The organism is Patulibacter brassicae (assembly GCF_033949425.1).
Taxonomy (GTDB): domain Bacteria; phylum Actinomycetota; class Thermoleophilia; order Solirubrobacterales; family Solirubrobacteraceae; genus Patulibacter; species Patulibacter brassicae.
On record NZ_JAXAVX010000002.1, the window covers coordinates 65,663 to 83,165 of the forward strand.

Here is a 17,503-nt window from a genome sequence, read left to right on the forward strand (position 1 = left end):
CGGTGACAGAGCGCGACGAACGCGACCTCGAGCTCGCGCGCGTCGTCGGCGGCGTGACCAGGAGACGGGCCCAGCAGCGGTCAGAGGGGCGCGGCGGCGGCGTGGCGCAGGTGCGAGCCGTCGCGGGCCTTCTCGACGAGCAGCTGGGCGGGGACGCGCTGCTTCAGCTCCGGGACGTGGGAGACGATGCCGACGGCGCGCCCGCCGTCGCGCAGCTCGTCGAGGACGGCGAGCACCTCGTCGAGGGTCTGCTCGTCGAGCGAGCCGAAGCCCTCGTCGATGAAGAGCGTCCCCAGCTGGGCGCCACCCGCCTCGGCGGAGACCGTCTCGGCGAGGCCGAGGGCGAGGGCGAGCGACGCGAAGAACGACTCGCCGCCGGAGAGCGTCGCGGTGTCGCGCTCCTCGCCCGTCCAGCCGTCCTGGACCCGGAGGCCGAGTCCGGCCGTGCCCTTGCCGCGGGCGCTGGCGGCCTCCTCGTGCAGCACGAGCGCGTAGCGGCCCGACGACATCCGCCGCAGGTGGATCGTCGCGGCGGCGGCGACCTGCTCCAGACGGGCCGCGAGGACCCAGGCGGAGAGCTGGATGCGCCGCGCGTTGCCGCTGCCCCCGCGGGCGAGCTCGGAGAGCGCGTGGGCGCGCCGCGCCGCGTCGGTCAGCGGTCCGAGCGCGTCGAGCACCGTGCGCAGGCCCGCGAGACGCTCCGTGACGTCGGCGTGGCGGCGGCGGGCGGCGTCGGCGACCGCCGTGGCGCGCTCGACGGCGTCGCGGGCCTCGGCGGTCCGTCGCTCGACCGCGGCGAGGTCGACGGGCGGCAGCTCCGCGACCGCGGCCACCTCCGGGGCCGCCAGCGCGGCCTCGGCGGACCGGCGCTCCCGGGCGTCCCGCTCGACCTCCTGCTCCAGCGCGGCCGCGTCGCGCGGAGCGAGGATGGTGCGCGGATCCGGGGGCGCGTCGAAGCCGTGCTCGGCCAGCGCGGCGGCGAGCCGTGCCTCGGCGGCGTCCAGCGCGGCGGCTGCGGCCTGCGCGCCCTCGTGGGCCGCCGCCGCCTTCTCGAGGTACCGCGCCTCGTGCTCGAGCGCCCGCATCCGCGCGGCGACGCTCGGCGCGTCGCCCCGGGCCTGTGCGACGCGGGCCGCGACGGCGTCCAGCTCCTCGGCCAGCGCATCGGCACGAGCCGTGGCCGCGCTCGCCGCGCGCAGCGCCTCCTGCTCCGTCTCGCGATCGGCGGTCCGCCGGCGCTCGAGCTCGGCGAGCGCCGTGGCCGCCCCCTCCCCGGCGCCGGCGATCTCGCGCGCCTCCGCGAGCCGGCGCTCCAGCGCGTCGCGCTCGGCGGCGAGGGCCTCGGCGGCACCGAGCCCGGCGGCCTGCTGCGCCGCGGCGAGCTCCTGGCGGCGCTCGCCGAGCAGGCGCTCGGCGTCCTCGCGACGGCCGCGCAGGCGCTCGACCTCGGCCTCCGCGCGCTCCTCCTGCGCGGCGTCGACGTGGCCGTCCCCGGGCCGCGCGGGAGCGGGGTGGTGATCGCCGCCGCACACGGGGCACGCCTCGCCGTCGCGCAGCCCCGCCGCGAGCTCGGCCGCGTAGCCCTCCAGCCGCCGCCGGCGCAGGTCGAGCACCGCATCCAGCGCCGCCTGGTGGGCGTCGACCGCCGCCTGCGCGCGCGCGACGCAGGCCTGGACCTCGCGCTCGAGCCGGTCGCGCTCGAGGGCGGCGGCGGCCCGCTCGCCGGCCGCGGTGGCCTGCGCGGCGAGCTCCGCCGCGGTGGTCGCGGCACGACGTCCGCGCTCGACGCGGTCGCGCAGGTCCCGCTCCTGCGCCTCCGCCTGGTCGCCACGGGCCCGTGCGGCCGCCGCGCGCTCGGCGTCGGCCCGCGCCGCGAGCCGACGCCGCTCGAGCTCGCCTCGGCGCCCGGGCAGCCCGGCCTCCAGCTCGGCGAGGTCGCGCAGCGCGGCGGCCTGCTCCGCGCGCTCGCGCGCGCCCGCGCCCCACCCGTCCGGCGCCGTCCCGGCCAGCGCGTCGTCCTCGAGCCCGTCGATCCAGGCGCGGGCCTTCGCCAGCGTCCGCTCGGCGTCGCCCGCGGCGGCCCGCGCGGCCGCGACCTGCGACAGGTGCCCGGCCAGCGGGACCGCGCGCCGGTGCGCGTCGAGCCGCGCGGCGCGCTCGCGCTGGGCGTCCTCGTCGCCGGCGCGCAGCCGCTCCAGCGCATCGCGGCGCCGGCGCTGGCGCTCGGCGACCTCGCGCGCCTGGTCGCGGGCCGCCGCCGCCTCGCGCGCGACGTCGCGCGCGGACTCCAGCGCGGCGGCCGCCTGCTCGTGCGCGAGACGCAGGCGCTCCTCCTCGCCCGCGAGCCACGTCGCGACGTCGTCGACGTCGTCCCCGTCGGTGAGCTCCGGTGGCGACTGCGGGGACTCCCAGCGGCCGGCCGCGGCGGCGAGGGCGGTGCTCGCGGCGACCCGCGCCTGCGCCACGACCGATGCGGCGGTGCGATCCTGGTCGCGCAGGCGGTCCTCGACGCGGGAGAAGCGGCCGGCGTCGAACAGCCGCTCGAGCAGCGCCTGCCGGGACTTCGCGTCCGCGCGCAGGAAGCCGGAGAACGCCCCCTGCGGGAGCATCACGACCTGCAGGAACTGCGAGGCGGTCATCCCGAGCAGGGCGTCGAGCTCGTGGGCGACCTCCTCGATCCGCGACGCCACCGGCGTCCAGCCGTCGCCGGCGTCGACCTCGAGCGTCGCGGTCGCGCTCACCGAGACGAGCTCGTCCCCCTCGCCGCGCTTGCGCGGGCGCGCGTGCGGGGGCGTGCGGGAGACGCGGATCCGCCGACCGGCGATCGTCGCCTCGAGCGTCACGCGCGGCGTCGTCGCCGGGTCCCGGTGGTCGCTGGCCAGGCGAGCGGCGGTGTCGCGGGCGCCCGGGACCTGCCCGAACAGCGCGAAGCAGACGGCGTCCAGGACGCTCGTCTTGCCCGCGCCCGTCGGTCCGGAGAGGAGGAACAGCCCCGCGTCGGAGAGCCGGTCGAAGTCGACCTCCTCGTGCCCGGCGAACGGGCCGAACGCCTCGAGCTCCAGCCGATGCAGCCGCACCGGCGCCTCAGCGGTCGCGGTCGCGGTCGGCGGTCCGCAGCGCGTGCTCGAGGGCGTCCTGCAGCAGCGGCCGCTCGTCCTCCTCGACCGCGCGGCCGCGGACGTCGGCGACGAACCGCTCGAGGATCTCGAGGTCGGTGCGCCCGGCGACGCGCTGGGCCGCGCTGCTGGCCCGCGTCCGGTCGACGCCGCCCTCCGGCTCGTGCTGGAGCACGAGGATCCGCGCGAACCGGCGCCGCAGCCGCTCCATCGGCCGCGCGGGCAGCTCGGGGTCGGTGAGCGTCAGCTCGAGCCAGCTGTCCTCGCCCTCGTGCTCGTCCAGGCGGGGGTCCAGCAGCAGCTCCTCCAGCGTGCCGCGGGCCCGGACGAGCCGGAACGGCGCCTCGAGGACGACGGTGCGCAGGTCCGCCACGCCGTCGGCGTCGAGGTCGACGATCGACACCGACTTGTCGCCGACCTCCGGGAACGAGTAGGGCAGCGGGGAGCCGGCGTAGCGCAGCAGCGGCTCGCGCGCGCGGGGCGCCGCCGGGGCGGCCGTGGCCGTCGTCCCGCGGACGTCCTCGGCGGCGAGCGCGAAGAGGCCGCCGAGGTCGGCGAGCGCGTCGATCTCGGCCGCCGCCGGCTCCGGCACGGGGACCGCGACCGGTGCCGCGCCGAGCTGGTGGGGCCGGTGGAGGTGCCCGAGCGCGACGTAGTCGACGCCGTCGAACGCCCGGCGGGCCACGGTCTGGACGCCGCCCACGGCGATGTCGCGCTCCGACGCCGACGGCTCGCCGCCCACGACGAACGCGTGCGCGGCGACGACCGAGCGCACCGGCGCTGCCGTCGTCGCGCGGCGCGCGACGAGATCCGCGCGGACGCGGTCCATCGCGGCGCCGACGACGGCGTCGTGCGTCCGCTCCTGCACGCCGAGCTCCGCGCGCGCCAGGTCGGGATCGAGGTACGGGATGCCGTAGAGGGCGACGGGCCCGTGCTCGTCCTCGAGCACGAGCGGGTCGGCGCAGCGCCCCGGCTCCGTGCGCAGGTGCACCCCGCCCGCCGCGATGAGCTCCCCCGCGAAGCCGAGCCGCGCCGCGGAGTCGTGGTTGCCGCTGATCACGAGGACGGGGGCGATCTCGGCGAGCCGCCGCAGGAGCTCGCCCGCCAGGCGGACCGCCTCGACCGGCGGGAGGGCGCGGTCGAAGACGTCGCCGGCGATGATCACCGCGTCGACCTGCTCGTCGCGCGCGACGGCCACGAGCTGGTCGAGGACCGCCGCCTGGGCGTCCAGCAGCGGGAGCCGGTGCAGGGACCGGCCGAGGTGCAGGTCGGCGGTGTGCAGGAGCCGCATCGGCTCGCCCGAGGCTACGGCCCGGATCGGACGTCCCCGGGCCGTGCCGGCGCGCTCGGACCGGACCGCGCCGCGGCCGGGTGCGCGCGCCCCGTGGGCGGCGAGCGCCTCCGCGCTCCCCGTGTTGCGACCGGCGGTCGCGGTGGCCTACGATTGGCCGCGCCGGGCGCCCGCGCCCGGCCGGCGGGAGCGAAGGGCGCGGCGGCACGTCGCGCACGGGCCCGACGCCGTCCCAGCCGCAGCACCGCCAGCGTGACCGACGACCGACCTCGCTCCTCCCGCCCGCTCCGCGCCGACGCCCCGCGCGGCGCCGACGTCGATGACGTCCCCGCGGAGGCGGGGACGCGCGAGCAGGCGCTCGAAGTCGTCCCCGGCCTCGCCCGGATCGCCGGCGGCGCGTACGTCCGCGCGCTGACGTGGACGGCGGAGACGTCGGTCCGCACCGGCCTGGGCATCGCCCGGCGCCTGCCCGGCGCCGGGATCGCCGAGCGCCTCGCCGAGGAGGCCGGTCGCCAGGCCCGGCGCAGCGCTCGCCAGCTGCTCGGCGTCGAGGACGTCGAGGAGCGGCTGCGCCGACTCGTCCCCGACCGCGTGGGGCAGACGACCCGCGCCTTCGCGCCGGGATCCTCCGCGTCGTCCACGTCCGAGCCGGTCGATCCGGCCGAGCAGCTGCGCCGTCGCGGCGCCGGGCTGCTGGACCGGGCCGCCGACGTCGCGCTCGAGGAGGACGCCCACCCCGCGTACGCCCGGATCCTCGACGAGCTCGCGCCGGACGAGGCGCGCCTCCTGCGGCTGCTCGCGACGAAGGGACCGCAGGCCTCGGTCGACATCCGCACCGGCCGGCCGCTGGGCATCGGCTCGGAGCTCATCGCGAGCAACCTCACGATCCTCGGCGCCGAGGCGGGGGTCCGCTACGGGGAGCGGGTGCCGGCGTACCTCAACAACCTCTTCCGGCTGGGCCTCGTCTGGTTCTCCCACGACGAGCTCCAGGACCTCCGCGCCTACCAGGTGCTCGAGGCGCAGCCGGAGGTCCGTGAGGCGATGCGCCGAGCCGGCCGCGCGCCCCGGACCGTCCGCCGCAGCATCGCGCTGACGCCGTTCGGCGAGGACTTCTGCCGCGTCTGCCTGCCCCTGCAGGCCCCGGACGGCGCGAGCCTCGGCGCCGTCGGGGGCGCGCGCGGCGGCCGGGGTGCCGCATGACGCTCGCGACGAGCTGGAACGTCCTCGGCGCCGAGATCGAGCTGCTGCACCTCATCACGGTGCCGCTGTTCATGGGCGGGATCGGCTACGTCACGAACTGGTCGGCCGTCTGGATGCTCTTCAACCCCCTGGAGTTCAAGGGGTTCCGCCTGCCCGGGCTCGCGACGCTCGTGAAGCTCGCGCCGCGGAAGGTCCAGCAGATCCCCGGCGTCATGCACGGCGGCGTCGGGTGGCAGGGGATCATCCCGTCGCGGTCGGCGAAGATGGGCTCGATCGCCGTCGACAAGGGGATCGCGAAGCTCGGCAGCGCCGCGGACTTCTACCAGCAGCTCGAGCCGGAGAAGATCGCCGAGCAGATCCTCGTCGCCACGCGCGAGGACCTGCGCGAGATGGTCGAGCGGATCATGGAGCGCGAGCACCCGCAGCTCTGGCACGACCTGCCGCCGGCGGTCCGGGAGGCGGTCCACGGGCGGGTGCGCCAGCAGCTGCCGGAGATCGTCGGCAACGTCACCGACCAGATCGGGACGAACATCGACCAGCTGCTCGACGTGAAGCTCATGGTCATCCGGCACCTCGAGCAGCAGCCCGAGCTCGCCAACCGCGTCTTCGAGGACGTCGGCGAGAAGGAGCTGAAGTTCATGATCAACTTCGGCTTCTGGTTCGCCTTCCTCCTCGGCTTCCCGGTCGTGTGGGTCACCGGGGCCTGGCACCACTGGTGGGTGCTGCCGATCATGGGCACGTTCGTCGGCTGGGCGACGAACCTCGTCGGCATCTGGATGATCTTCGAGCCGATCGAGCCGCGCCGGATCCTCGGGGTGAAGATCCAGGGCCTCTTCCTGCGCCGGCAGCACGAGGTCGCCGACATCTACTCGAAGATCATCGCCGAGAACATCGTGACGATCGCGAACATCGGCCACGAGCTGCTCCACGGCCCGCGGTCGGACCGCACGCGGCGGATGATCGAGGACGCGATGCGCCCCGCGATCGACCGCGCCACGGGGCCGGCGCGCGCCGCGGTGCGGATGCTCATGGGCGCGCGGAAGTACGACGCCGTGCGGGAGTCGGTCGCCGTCGAGGCGGTCGAGTACACGCTCACGCCGCTCCAGGACCCGGAGTTCAACGAGCGTCAGAGCAAGGCGATCCGGATCCTCATCCGCGACCGGATGCGGGAGATGTCGGGGCGCGACTTCGTCGAGATGCTGCGCACCGCGATGAAGGAGGACGAGTGGCTGCTCTTCCTCCACGGCGCGGTCCTCGGCTTCGGCGCCGGGTTGCTGCACCTCGCGATCTTCGGCTGACCCCGGCCCGCGCGTCGCGGCGCGGGCACGCGTCGTGGGAAGCGACACCGGCCGTTCACCGATCCGGGTGGCCCCGAGCGCTCCGGCGCTCTACTCTTGTCCGCGGACCATGCGTCTTCTGCTGGAGGGGTGGCAGAGTGGACGATTGCGCTGGTCTTGAAAACCAGAGGTCGGGAGCACCGATCCGCGGGTTCGAATCCCGCCCCCTCCGCTCTCCCCCCGCCCGGTCCCCCGCTTCGACGGGGGATCGGTCGTTCCGGGCTTCCCGCGCACGGCGATCGCGCCTCGCCCGGACCGGTCCGGGCGGATGCCGGCCGGCCTCAGCGGCCGGCGAGGAACAGCTCGCCGGGCCAGCGCGAGGACCACTCGGCGCGACCGCTCGCGAGCAGTCGCACCCCCGCGCACGGGAAGCGCGTCGCGAGCTCCTCCGGGCCGACGAAGAACAGGGCGGTCGCCAGGCCGTCGGCGAGCAGGGCCTCGTCGGCGACCGCCCACGTCGCGACGACCTCGCCGGTCGGCCGGCCGTCGCGGCCGTCGAGCACGTGGTGCCGATCGGCCCACGCGCGGCGGTTCACCGCCGAGGCGGCCAGCGCGCCGTGCCCGATCTCGACGACGCCGATCGCCTGCGACGGGTCGCCGGGGTGCTCGAGCGCGACGCGCAGCGGGCCGGCCTCGGCCGGCGCACGACGCAGGAGGTCGCCGCCGGCGTCGACGACGAACGACGCCACGCCGCGCTCGACGAGGAGCGCGCCGACGAGATCGACGAGCTGCCCCTTCCCGGCGGCGCCGACGTCGAGCAGGACGGGAGCGTCCGCGTGGAGCGTCGTGGCGTCCCAGCGGACCGCCGTGCGCCAGTCCGCCACCGCCGGCGGGGGTCCCGGACGCGGCGTCAGCGCGTAGCCGGCGTCGTAGCCGTGGTGCTCGAGCGCGGCCCCCACGAGCGGCGTGACGGCGCCGGCGGTGAGCTCGTGCAGCGCGTCGTAGAGCCCGAGCAGCCGCTCGCCGGCCGCGGGCAGCGGATGCGCCCCGCCCTCGCGGGCGATCCTCGCCACGAGCGAGTCGTCGCGGAACCGCGACCAGGCGCGGTCGTAGGCGTCGATGAGCGCGGCGATCCCGTCCGCGTGCGGGGCGAGCGGCTGGTCGGCGTCGATCCGCCAGCGGGTGCCGATCGCGTCGAGCTCGAGGACGTCGGGCGTCGTCATCGCGCCCAGCTTGACGGCTCGCGCGGGCGGTCGCGACGGCGTCCGGGGAGGCCCTTATCGCGTTCTTACCGCCGAGTCCGTGTGATGGGTGATGCTGTTGCAGCGACAACGACCGTCGCCGCGAGCCATCCACCCCGCAGATCCCCGCCAGGAGTCCCCACGTGCCGTCCACCCGCTTGCGCCCGTTCATCGCCGGGGCCGCCGCCACCGCGATCGCCGTCACCGTCGCCGGCTGCGGCTCCGACGACGCCTCGACCGACGGCGCGGCCACCCAGCCCTCGGCCGCCACGACCGACGCGGGGGCCGCCTCGTCGGAGGCCACGACGACCGGGGGCGCGAGCGGCGCCTCGTCCGACGGCGCCTACCGCGACGGGGACTACTCCGCCGACGGCTCGTACCAGTCGCCCGGTGGCACCGAAGCGGTCGGCGTCGCCCTGACGCTGAAGGACGGCACGGTCACGAAGCTCACGGTGACGTCGAAGGCCAAGCACCCGAACTCCAAGAACTTCCAGGCGAAGTTCATCTCCGGCATCGACGCGGAGGTCGTCGGCAAGCCGATCGACGACCTGCAGGTCGACAAGGTCGCCGGCTCGTCGCTCACGAGCGGGGGCTTCAACCAGGCGATCGACGCGATCAAGGCGGAGGCGGCCGGCTGATGCAGGCGGCGATCGTCCCGCCGGCCCTCACCCGGGCCCTCGCGCCGCTGGACCAGCGGCTCGGCCGGATCGGCATGCACCGGTTCGTCCTGCTCGTCCTCGCGGTGCTCGTGGCGGTCGCCCTCGTCCTCTCGATCGTCGGGGAGCTCGCGCCCGGGCCGGGCGACGTCCTCGCGAGCCTCGCGGTCGCGCTCGGCGTCGCGCTCGCGGTGAACGCCGCGTTCTGCCGGGTGCTGCGCGCCGCGTGGCAGCCGGAGTCGACGCTCATCACCGGCCTGCTGCTCTTCTTCCTCTTCACCCCGACGACCGACGGCGGCGCGCTGCTGGACCTCGCGCTCGTCGCCGCGGTGGCCAGCACGTCGAAGTACGTCCTCGCCGTCCGCGGGCGCCACGTCCTGAACCCGGCGGCGGCCGGCGCGGCGCTCGCGACGATCCTCCAGCTCGGGGCGATCCCGACGTGGTGGGTGGCCGGGGTCGAGCTGCGGTGGTTCGTCGTCGTCGCGCTGCTGCTCGTCGTGGTGCGCCTGCGGCAGGGCGTGCTCGTCGGCGTCTTCGTGCTGCTCGCGACGGCGAACGTCGTCAGCGACCTCGACGCGGCCGGCACGGGCTTCGGCGACGCGCTGGAGATGGCCCTGACGTCGTACCCGATCCTCTTCCTCGCGGCGTTCATGCTCACCGAGCCGCTGACGCTCCCGCCGCGCCGGTGGCAGCGCGTGCTCGTCGCCGCCGTGGTCGCGTTCCTCTTCGCGTCCCCGACGTTCCACGTCGGCGACACGTACATGACGCCGGAGATCGCGCTGCTGCTCGGCAACGTGCTCGCGTTCGGCTTCGGGCAGCTCGGCGCGGTGCGCCTGCGGCACGTCGGCAGCGAGCAGCTCGGCCCCACGACCTGGGAGCACCGCTTCGCGCCGGGGCGGCCCGTGCGGTTCCGGCCGGGGCAGTACGCCGAGCTCGTCGTGCCGCACGGCTCGTCGGACGCGCGCGGCCAGCGGCGGATGCTCACGATCGCCTCCGCGCCCGGCGGCGAGGTCGCCTTCGGGGTGCGCCACGCGCCGCGGGACGGCAGCGCGTACAAGGCCGCGCTCGCCGCCCTGGAGCCGGGCGCGACGTTGCGGGCCTCGCTCGTGGCGGGCGACTTCGTCCTGCCGCGGGATGCCGCGCAGCCGCTGCTGCTCGTCGCCGGCGGCATCGGCATCACGCCGTTCGTCAGCCAGCTGCGGGCGATGGCCGACGACGACGGCGAGCGCGACCTCGTGCTCGTCTACGGGGTCAGCGCGGGGGAGGGCGTGCCGTACGCCGATCGGCTGCCGGCCGTCCCGGGCCTGCGGGTCGTCGTCGTGGCGCCGGCCGATCCGGGGGCGCTGCCCGCCGGGTGGCGGCACGTCGCCGGCGAGCGGCTCGATGCCGCGACGCTCGAGGCGGCCGCGCCCGACCTGGCCGATCGCCGCGCGTTCGTGTCCGGCCCGCCCGCGATGGTCGACGCCGTCGCCGCGACCCTCCGCGCCCGCGGCGCGCGGCGGGTCCACACCGACCAGTTCGCGGGCTACTGAGCCGGCCGGCCGGCGATCGTCGGCCGGGCGCCTCGCGCTACCGGACGGTGGCGATCCCGGGCGCCGGCCGCGACGGGCGCGCTCAGCCGGCGGCGCGCTCCTCCTCGAGCTTGCGCAGCTCGATCCGGCGGATCTTGCCGGTGAGCGTCTTGGGCAGCTCGTCGACGAACTCGACCTCGCGCGGGTAGGCGTAGGCGGAGTGGCTGTCGCGGACGAACCGCGAGATCTCCTGCCCGAGCTCGGGCGTGGCGTCGACGCCGGCCGCGGCCACGACGAACGCCTTCACGATCCAGCCGCGGCGCTCGTCGGGCTTCGCGACGACCGCCGCCTCGGCGACGGCCGGATGCTCGAGGCAGGCCGACTCGACCTCGAACGGGCCGACGCGGTACCCGGCGGTGAGGATCACGTCGTCGGCGCGGCCCTCGAACCAGACGTAGCCGTCCTCGTCGACCCGGGCCGCGTCCTTGGAGTGGAACCACGCGCCGCCGAACGTCTCCTCCGTCGCCTCCGGGTTGTTCCAGTAGCCCAGCGGCCAGGTGGGGTTCGTGTGCGCCCGCAGGCAGATCTCGCCCCGCTCGCCGGGCGGCACCGGCCGCTCGTCCTCGTCGAGGATCGCCACCTCCCACCCGGGCATCGGCTTGCCCATGGAGCCCTCCCGGACCTCCATGAACGGGAAGTTCGCGCACAGGGGATAGCTCTCGGAGAGCCCGTAGAAGTCGAGCACCGTGACGCGGTACTGCTCGCGGAACCAGCGGATCGCCTCGGGGTTCAGCGGCTCCCCGGCCGAGCACGCCCGGCGCAGCGGGATCGGGTAGCGCTCCGCGGCGCGCTCGACGGCCATCATCGATCGCATCGCCGTCGGCGTCGTGAAGACGTTCGTCACCTCGTGGCGGGAGAGGAACGCCAGCTCGGCCTCGGGGTCGAAGCCGCCGCGACGCTGGGCGACGTGCTGCACGACGCCGTAGCGCCAGGCGCCCATGAGCGGGATGATGCCCGCCGCCCAGGCCCACTCGCCCATCGAGCGGAACCGCTCGCCGTCGCGGACCTCGTGGCAGTACTCGAACTCCTCGTGCCCGAGCAGGTAGCGGTGCGCGTGGAGGATGCCCTTCGCCAGGCCGGTCGTGCCGGAGGTGTAGTAGAGCTGCGCCGGATCCTCGCTCGAGGTGTCGACGGTCTCGAACGTCGCGGGCTGCTCGGCCAGCAGCTCCGGCGTCAGCACGAGCAGCTCGCGGTCCTCCGCGCCGGGGAGGCCGTCGATCGCCCCGGCGATCTGGTCGCGGTGGGCCTCGTCGGTCACGACGATCGCGGCGTCGCTGTCGCCGACGCGGTGGCGGATGCCCTCGGTGCCGTAGAGCACCGACATCGACAGCAGGACGGCCCCCGCCTTCCACGTGCCGATGAAGGCGGCCGCGGTCTCCGGCGTGGGCGGCAGCAGGAACGCGACCCGGTCGCCGCGCTGGACGCCGTGCGCGACGAGGAGGTTCGCGAACCGGTCGGCGAGCTCCCGCAGCTCGCCCCACGCGACCCGGCGCACGTTCCCGTCGGGGTCCTCGTGGACCATCGCGAGCTTGTCGGCCGGGTGTTTGTCGCAGACGTCGGCGGCGATGTTGTAGCGCTCCGGGACGTGCCACTCGTGCTCGGCGACGAGCTGCTCGTACGTGCGGGTGGTGGGGTCGTGCGCGGTGCTCATGCGGATCTCGGTCGTCGGGGTGGGGGAGCGCCTGGGACGCCTCGTCCCGACCCTCCCACCTCGGGGCGTCCCGCGTCCACCGCCGGGGACGACCGGGCGCGCCGGCGCGCCCAGCGGCCGTCGGCCGCCGTCGGACGGCCGGCCCGTCGGGACCGGCCGGGCGGGCCCCCGGACCGCGGGGGCGACGACGCGCTCAGCGTCCGGGCGCGGACGCGCTCGCCGCGGGCGCGTGGTGCGTCCCGTCGCAGCCGACGCAGTCGTCCTGCGCGCCCCGCTCGACCTGGAGCGTGGCGTGGTCGAGCCCGTAGCGCTCCGCGAGCACCGCGCCGACCCGCCCGCGCACCGCGTCGGGATCGGCGTCGACCGCGACGACGAGGTGGGCGCTGAGCGCGGGGAAGCCGGTCGTGAGCTCCCACACGTGGAGGTCGTGGACCCCGCTGACGCCGGGCACCGCGGCGATCGTCGCGCCGACCTCGTCCGGATCGGTCCCGGCCGGGGCGGCCTCGAGCAGCACCCGGGCGGTGCGGGTCGTCAGCCGCAGCCCGCCGCGCAGCATGAGGCCGGCGACGACGAGCGACGCGAGCGGGTCGGCGATCCGCCAGTCGCCGGCGAGCACGGCGACGCCCGCGACGATCGCCGCGACCGATCCGAAGAGGTCCGCGAGGACGTGCAGGCGCGCCCCCTCGACGTTCATCGACCGCCGTTGCGCCCGGGAGAGCGCGTAGGCGCTGGCGATGTTCGCCAGCGCGCCGACGACGCCGACGACGATGACGATCCCGGCCTCGATCTCGGGCGGGTCGACGAGCCGGCGCACCGCCTCGATCGCGACGACGAGCCCGAGCGCGAGCAGGGCGACGGCGTTGATCAGCCCGCTGAGGATCTCCGCCCGCGCCAGTCCGAAGGTGTAGCGGCCGCCGGCGGGTCGCAGCGCGAGCGTCGCGGCCCCGAGCGCGAGGGCCAGCGCCCCGGCGTCGGTGAGCATGTGCGCGGCGTCGGAGAGCAGCGCCAGCGACCCGGAGACGATGCCCGCGACGACCTCGACGAGCATGAAGGTCGCGGTGATGCCCAGGGCGAGCGCGACCCAGCGGCGGTCGTCGTCGGCCCCGACCCCGTGGTGGTGGTCGTGGTCGTGGTCGTGCCCGTGGTGCGTCGTGGCGCTCACCCCTCGATCGTGGCGCATCGGGCGCCGATCCCGATGGATCGCGAGGACGGGACTCCCTCTCGAACGGGAACCGGTCCCAGATCCGCCGCAGGCGTCGCGGCCGGTGCGGCGCTCCGCGGTGGCGGCCGACGCGACATGCGCGCCGGGGCGCGCGCCCCTGGTCGAGCGCGGACGCGCCACGTTCGACGGGCGAGGGCGGGGCGCCTCGGCCGCTGCGGCGCCGTACTCTTCGGCGCCATGTTCGACGTCTCGACCGCCGATCCCGACCGCACCCGGAAGTTCCTGAAGATCGTCGGCGGGCTCGCGCTGATCGACGTCTTCCTCCTCGTGCCGCTGCTGCTCGGCTACCTCGACGTCATCGACAGCGACTCGTTCGTCGGACCGGTCGGCGGGACGCACGGCACGGTCTTCCTCGTGCTCGCCGGCATCGTCGCGTGGGGCGCGCAGCAGGGCCTGTGGAGCTGGCGCTTCCCGGGCACCATCGTCGGCGCGAACCTCGTGCTCTTCGGCCTGCTCCAGGCGCTGAAGGGCGACGCCCCGACGATCTTCGCGGTGCCGGCCGCGATCCTCATCGCGATCCCGCTGACCGCGGACCTGCTCGCCTCGCGCGAGCTCGCGTCGCGGACGCGCTGACGCGGCGCCGACGCCGGCCCGGCGCGACGGCCGCGTCCGCGATCGCCCTCCGACGCGGCCGGGAACGCCGGCCGGGCGTCCCTGGCGAGGCTCGGCTCAGGCGGCGGCCGGGGCGAGCACCGCGGGCGCGCCGAACGGCACGAGGCACGGCGGCAGGACGACGCTGCCGTCCTCGCGCTGGCCGTGCTCGAGCAGCGCGATGATCGTGCGCCCGACGGCGACCGCGGTGCCGTTGAGCGTCGCCAGCGCGTCCGGCTTGCCGCCCTCCGGGCGGTACCGCGCACCGAGCCGGCGCGCCTGGTAGTCGGTGGTGTTCGACGTCGAGGTGAGCTCGCGGTACTGCTCCTGCGACGGTAGCCACGCCTCGCAGTCGAACTTCCGCGCGGCGGACGCGCCGAGGTCGTCGACGGCGATGTCGACGACGCGGTACGGGATGCCCAGCTCGGTGAGGATCTCCTCCTCGAGCGCCAGCAGCCGGTCGTGCTCGGCCTCGGCGTCCTCCGGCGCGACGAAGCTGAACATCTCGACCTTGTCGAACTGGTGCACGCGGAAGATGCCGCGCGTGTCGCGTCCGGCGGCGCCGGCCTCGCGGCGGAAGCACGGCGAGAAGCCGGCGTAGCGGCGCGGGAGCGTCCCGCCCTCGAGGATCTCGTCGGCGTGCAGCGACGCCAGGGCGACCTCGCTCGTGCCGGCGAGGTACAGCTCGTCGTCGGGCAGCGCGTAGATCTGCTGCTCCGTGTCGGGCAGGAAGCCCGTCCCGTAGAGCGCCTCCTCGCGCACGAGCACCGGCGGCAGGACCGCCTCGTGCCCGTGATCGCGGAGCTTCGAGAGCGTCCACTGCACCAGCGCGAGCTCGAGGAAGACGAGCTCGCCGCGCAGGTACGCGAAGCGCGAGCCCGAGAGCCGCGCGCCGCGCTCCATGTCGACGCGCTCCCCGGCGAGGGCGAGGTGGTCCTGCGGCGCGGCCGGCGGCGTGCCGGGCAGCGCGGCGCGCAGGCCGAGGCCGTCGATCCGCGGCTCGCCGACGGTCTTCAGGACGGCGTCCTGCGGCGGGGACGCCGGGTGCGGCAGGTTCGGCAGGCGCGCCTGGGTCTGCTGCAGCGTCGTCTCGACGTGCGCGAGCTCCTCCTGGAGCGCCTTCGCGCGCCCGGCCACCTCGCGCATCGTGGCGATCGCGGCGTCGGCGTCCTCCTGCGACCCGCTGCCGTCCTTCGCCGCCTTCTGCGCGCGGGCGATGCCCTGGTTCGCCGCGTTCTGCTCGGCGCGCAGCGCCTCGAGCTCCGGCAGGATCGCCCGGCGCCGCTCGTCGAGCTCGAGCACGTGGTCGAGGATCGCCCCGTCGTCGCCCCCACGCCGGGAGAGGGCCGTGCGCGCGGCGTCGGGATCGCGACGGAGGGCCTTCAGGTCGAGCATCGCGCCGGAGGCTAGCGAGCGCCGCCGGACGGCCGCGCGCGGACGCCCGCCGCCGCGACGCGCGGCCGACGCGCCGGCGTCCGGCGGGCCACCCGTCGTCCCGCGGCGGCGTAGCCTTCCGCGCCGTGCCCTCCACGATCGAGCCCGGCCGGCGGCGTGACCGCTGCATCACCGTCTACGGCCGGCGGGCGGTGCTCGAGGCGCTCGCCGACGACACGCTCGAGGTCGCCGAGGTCATCGTGGCCGAGAGCGGGGGCCGCGTCGCGTCGGAGGCCGAGCAGGCCGCGCGGGCGCGCGGCGTCCCGGTCCGTCGCGAGCGGGCGCACAAGGTCTCGCTCATCTCGGGCAACGGCCGCCAGGACCAGGGGGTCGTCGCCGACGTCGTCGCCCCGGCGATGCGGTCGCTCGCCGAGCGGCTCGACGAGCTCGCTCGCGATCCCGGGCGCCGGCAGCGGCTGCTCGTCGTCGACGGCGTCACGACGCCGGGCAACCTCGGCCTCATCGTGCGCTCGGCGGCCGGCGCCGGGGTCGACGGGCTCGTCGTGCCGCACCGCGGCACCGCGGCGCTCGGTCCGCAGGTCGTCAAGGCGTCGGCCGGCACCGCCTGGCGCGCGCCGCTGCTGCGCGCGCGGGACGCGCCGACGGCGCTGTCGGAGCTCACGGACGCGGGCTTCGCGATCCTCGGCCTCGACGCGTCCGCCGAGCGCACGCTCTGGGACGTCGAGCTGCCCGATCGGGTGGCGTTCCTCGTCGGCGGCGAGCACGACGGGGCGTCGTCGGAGGCCGCGGCGTACGCGCACGGCTGGGTCAGCGTGCCGATGGCCGGCGGCGTCGAGTCGCTGAACGTCGCCTGCGCCACGACGCTCGTCGTCTTCGAGATCGCCCGCCGCGGCTGAGGTCCCCGGTCGGACCGGGTCGGGACGATCCGCGCGGTCCTCGCGCGCGGGGCCGGAACGACCGCGGGCGGCCCTCAGGCCGCCCGCGGAGCAGATCGGTGGACGCCGGCGTCAGTTCGACGGCGCGGGCGGATCGACCATCGCGCACCGCTGCTCGGCGGTCGGGGTCGGATCCGGGCTCGGGATCTCCTGGGCCTTCAGGCCGGAGTTGTTGCAGAGGAAGTCCGCGATGTCCTCCGCGTCCTTCCCGACGGCGATGTTCTGGGGCATGATCGCCCCGGAGAAGCCGCCGTTGCGCAGCGCGTAGAGGACGGAGCCCTTCGTCTCGCGACGGAGGTCGAAGTTCGGGCCGTCGGTCCGCTCGCGGTCCTTGATCCGGTAGGCCCCGCCCTGCGTGCCGGCGACGGCCAGCGTGTGGCACCCGGCGCAGCGCTCGGCGAAGAGCTCGGCGCCCCGGAGCACCGATGGGTTGTCCGCGGCACGGATCTTGCCGGCATCCAGGTTGGTCTGGACGGACTCCGAACCGCACGAGGCGAGGACGAAGGCCGACGAGACAGCCGCCAAGGTCGTGAGGGCGCGACGCTGCATGACGCGCGCCATCCTAGACGAGAACCCCCGCGAAGGCGGCTGCCACCCCGGTCGGCCCGGGGAGCGTCGGGCGCGCGACCCGTGGGGGCGGGCGATCGCGGTCGTCGGCCACGGCGATCGCGGCGATCGGCGATCATGCGCGCCGATGCCCGACGCCGAGCCCGCGCCCGGACCCCTCCGGGACCTCCGCTGGGTCCTGATCGCCCTCGCCGTGGCGGTCGCGTCGGTGCTGCTCGTCCAGACCGGCTGCAACACCGGCCCCGAGCACCGCGTCGCGGACGGCCGGCTGGCGCTCACGCTCCGGGAGTACTCGATCGAGCCGCGCAACATCGTCGCGCCCGCGGGGCAGCTGCGGATCTCCGCGCGCAACACGGGACGGCTGCTGCACGGCGTGCGGATCGTCAGCGACGACGACAAGCGCGGGAACCGCCGCTCGCGGTTCGCGCGGGTGCCCCGCCCGCTGCAGCCCGGCGAGTCGAAGGACGTGCTGGACGTCTGCCTCGCACCCGGCCGCTACCGGATCGTCAGCCCGATGCCCGGCGACGAGGAGCTCGGCGCGGTCGCGGACCTGCGGGTCGAGGGCCCGCCGCCGACGACGTGCGAGCCGCTCGTCGGCGAGAAGCGCGCGAGCGACGGCTGACGTCCGCGGGCGAGCGCGCGATCTCGTGCGATCCGCGAGAAGGAGGTCCGCGCGCGAGGGCGAACAGGTCATCGTCCCCGGCGCCGACCCGAAGGCCCTTCGCCCCGCGCACTTCGATGCCCGCGACTGGTCTTTCGACGGCGGCAACCACTGGTCGGCGCCGGGGCC

Annotated in this window: 14 protein-coding genes and 1 tRNA gene; 8 read left to right on the plus strand and 7 right to left on the minus strand. The window is 76.2% G+C overall.

The genetic code is table 11. The features are described from left to right. Positions 1-80: 80 nt before the first annotated feature. Together SK069_RS05310 and SK069_RS05315 are read right to left on the minus strand one after the other, a co-directional pair. Complete coding sequence (locus tag SK069_RS05310) at positions 81-3,077, minus strand: SMC family ATPase (RefSeq protein WP_319953155.1); 2,997 nt, start codon at positions 3,075-3,077, stop codon at positions 81-83. Positions 3,078-3,084: 7 nt separating this feature from the next. Then, a complete protein-coding gene (locus SK069_RS05315; RefSeq protein ID WP_319953156.1) occupies positions 3,085-4,407 on the minus strand; it encodes an exonuclease SbcCD subunit D in 1,323 nt (440 codons plus the stop codon). A gap of 252 nt (positions 4,408-4,659) precedes the next feature. Between SK069_RS05315 and SK069_RS05320 the strand changes: the two genes are divergently transcribed. The 3 genes from SK069_RS05320 to SK069_RS05330 all read left to right on the plus strand — a co-directional run bounded on the left by SK069_RS05320 (position 4,660) and on the right by SK069_RS05330 (position 7,116). Then, on the plus strand, positions 4,660-5,607 hold the full coding sequence (locus tag SK069_RS05320; RefSeq protein ID WP_319953157.1) for an Abi-alpha family protein: 948 nt from the start codon (positions 4,660-4,662) through the stop codon (positions 5,605-5,607). Next, a complete protein-coding gene (locus SK069_RS05325; RefSeq protein ID WP_319953158.1) occupies positions 5,604-6,905 on the plus strand; it encodes a DUF445 domain-containing protein in 1,302 nt (433 codons plus the stop codon). Before SK069_RS05320 ends, SK069_RS05325 begins: the two co-directional genes overlap by 4 nt. A 123-nt stretch (positions 6,906-7,028) precedes the next feature. Further along, positions 7,029-7,116, plus strand: a tRNA-Ser gene (locus SK069_RS05330). A gap of 109 nt (positions 7,117-7,225) precedes the next feature. Here SK069_RS05330 and SK069_RS05335 read toward each other — a convergent pair. Beyond that, positions 7,226-8,107, minus strand: a complete 882-nt coding sequence (locus tag SK069_RS05335; protein ID WP_319953159.1) for an FAD:protein FMN transferase — start codon at positions 8,105-8,107, stop codon at positions 7,226-7,228. A gap of 161 nt (positions 8,108-8,268) precedes the next feature. Here SK069_RS05335 and SK069_RS05340 point away from each other — a divergent pair, with 161 nt between their 5' ends. Further along, a complete protein-coding gene (locus tag SK069_RS05340; protein ID WP_319953160.1) occupies positions 8,269-8,763 on the plus strand; it encodes an FMN-binding protein in 495 nt (164 codons plus the stop codon). Then, a complete protein-coding gene (locus tag SK069_RS05345) occupies positions 8,763-10,313 on the plus strand; it encodes an FAD-dependent oxidoreductase (RefSeq protein ID WP_319953161.1) in 1,551 nt (516 codons plus the stop codon). The genes SK069_RS05340 and SK069_RS05345 overlap by 1 nt, the downstream gene beginning before the upstream one ends. Before the next feature lie 82 nt (positions 10,314-10,395). On the opposite strand, the gene SK069_RS05350 is transcribed toward SK069_RS05345, so the two are convergent. Both SK069_RS05350 and SK069_RS05355 read right to left on the minus strand, forming a co-directional pair. Continuing rightward, positions 10,396-12,003 (minus strand): acyl-CoA synthetase, encoded by a 1,608-nt coding sequence (locus SK069_RS05350; protein WP_319953162.1) that lies wholly within the window; start codon positions 12,001-12,003, stop codon positions 10,396-10,398. A 193-nt stretch (positions 12,004-12,196) separates the two neighbouring features. Beyond that, on the minus strand, positions 12,197-13,165 hold the full coding sequence (locus tag SK069_RS05355) for a cation diffusion facilitator family transporter (RefSeq protein ID WP_319953163.1): 969 nt from the start codon (positions 13,163-13,165) through the stop codon (positions 12,197-12,199). Positions 13,166-13,402: 237 nt separating this feature from the next. Here SK069_RS05355 and SK069_RS05360 point away from each other — a divergent pair, with 237 nt between their 5' ends. After that, positions 13,403-13,798, plus strand: coding sequence for a hypothetical protein (locus tag SK069_RS05360; protein WP_319953164.1), 396 nt, complete (start codon positions 13,403-13,405; stop codon positions 13,796-13,798). A 96-nt stretch (positions 13,799-13,894) separates the two neighbouring features. Here SK069_RS05360 and serS read toward each other — a convergent pair whose 3' ends face one another. Continuing rightward, positions 13,895-15,211 (minus strand): serine--tRNA ligase, encoded by a 1,317-nt coding sequence (gene serS, locus SK069_RS05365; RefSeq protein WP_319953165.1) that lies wholly within the window; start codon positions 15,209-15,211, stop codon positions 13,895-13,897. 125 nt (positions 15,212-15,336) lie between these two features. Here serS and SK069_RS05370 point away from each other — a divergent pair, with 125 nt between their 5' ends. Further along, positions 15,337-16,107 carry a TrmH family RNA methyltransferase gene (locus tag SK069_RS05370; protein WP_319953166.1) on the plus strand — a complete coding sequence of 257 codons (771 nt, stop codon included), beginning with the start codon at positions 15,337-15,339 and terminating at the stop codon, positions 16,105-16,107. A 111-nt stretch (positions 16,108-16,218) separates the two neighbouring features. On the opposite strand, the gene SK069_RS05375 is transcribed toward SK069_RS05370, so the two are convergent. Then, the gene (locus SK069_RS05375; RefSeq protein WP_319953167.1) at positions 16,219-16,695 is read right to left on the minus strand and encodes a c-type cytochrome; all 477 of its coding nucleotides are present in this window, start codon (positions 16,693-16,695) and stop codon (positions 16,219-16,221) included. A gap of 145 nt (positions 16,696-16,840) precedes the next feature. On the opposite strand from SK069_RS05375, the gene SK069_RS05380 reads away from it, so the two are divergent. Then, positions 16,841-17,335, plus strand: coding sequence for a hypothetical protein (locus SK069_RS05380; protein ID WP_319953168.1), 495 nt, complete (start codon positions 16,841-16,843; stop codon positions 17,333-17,335). Positions 17,336-17,503: the final 168 nt, after the last annotated feature.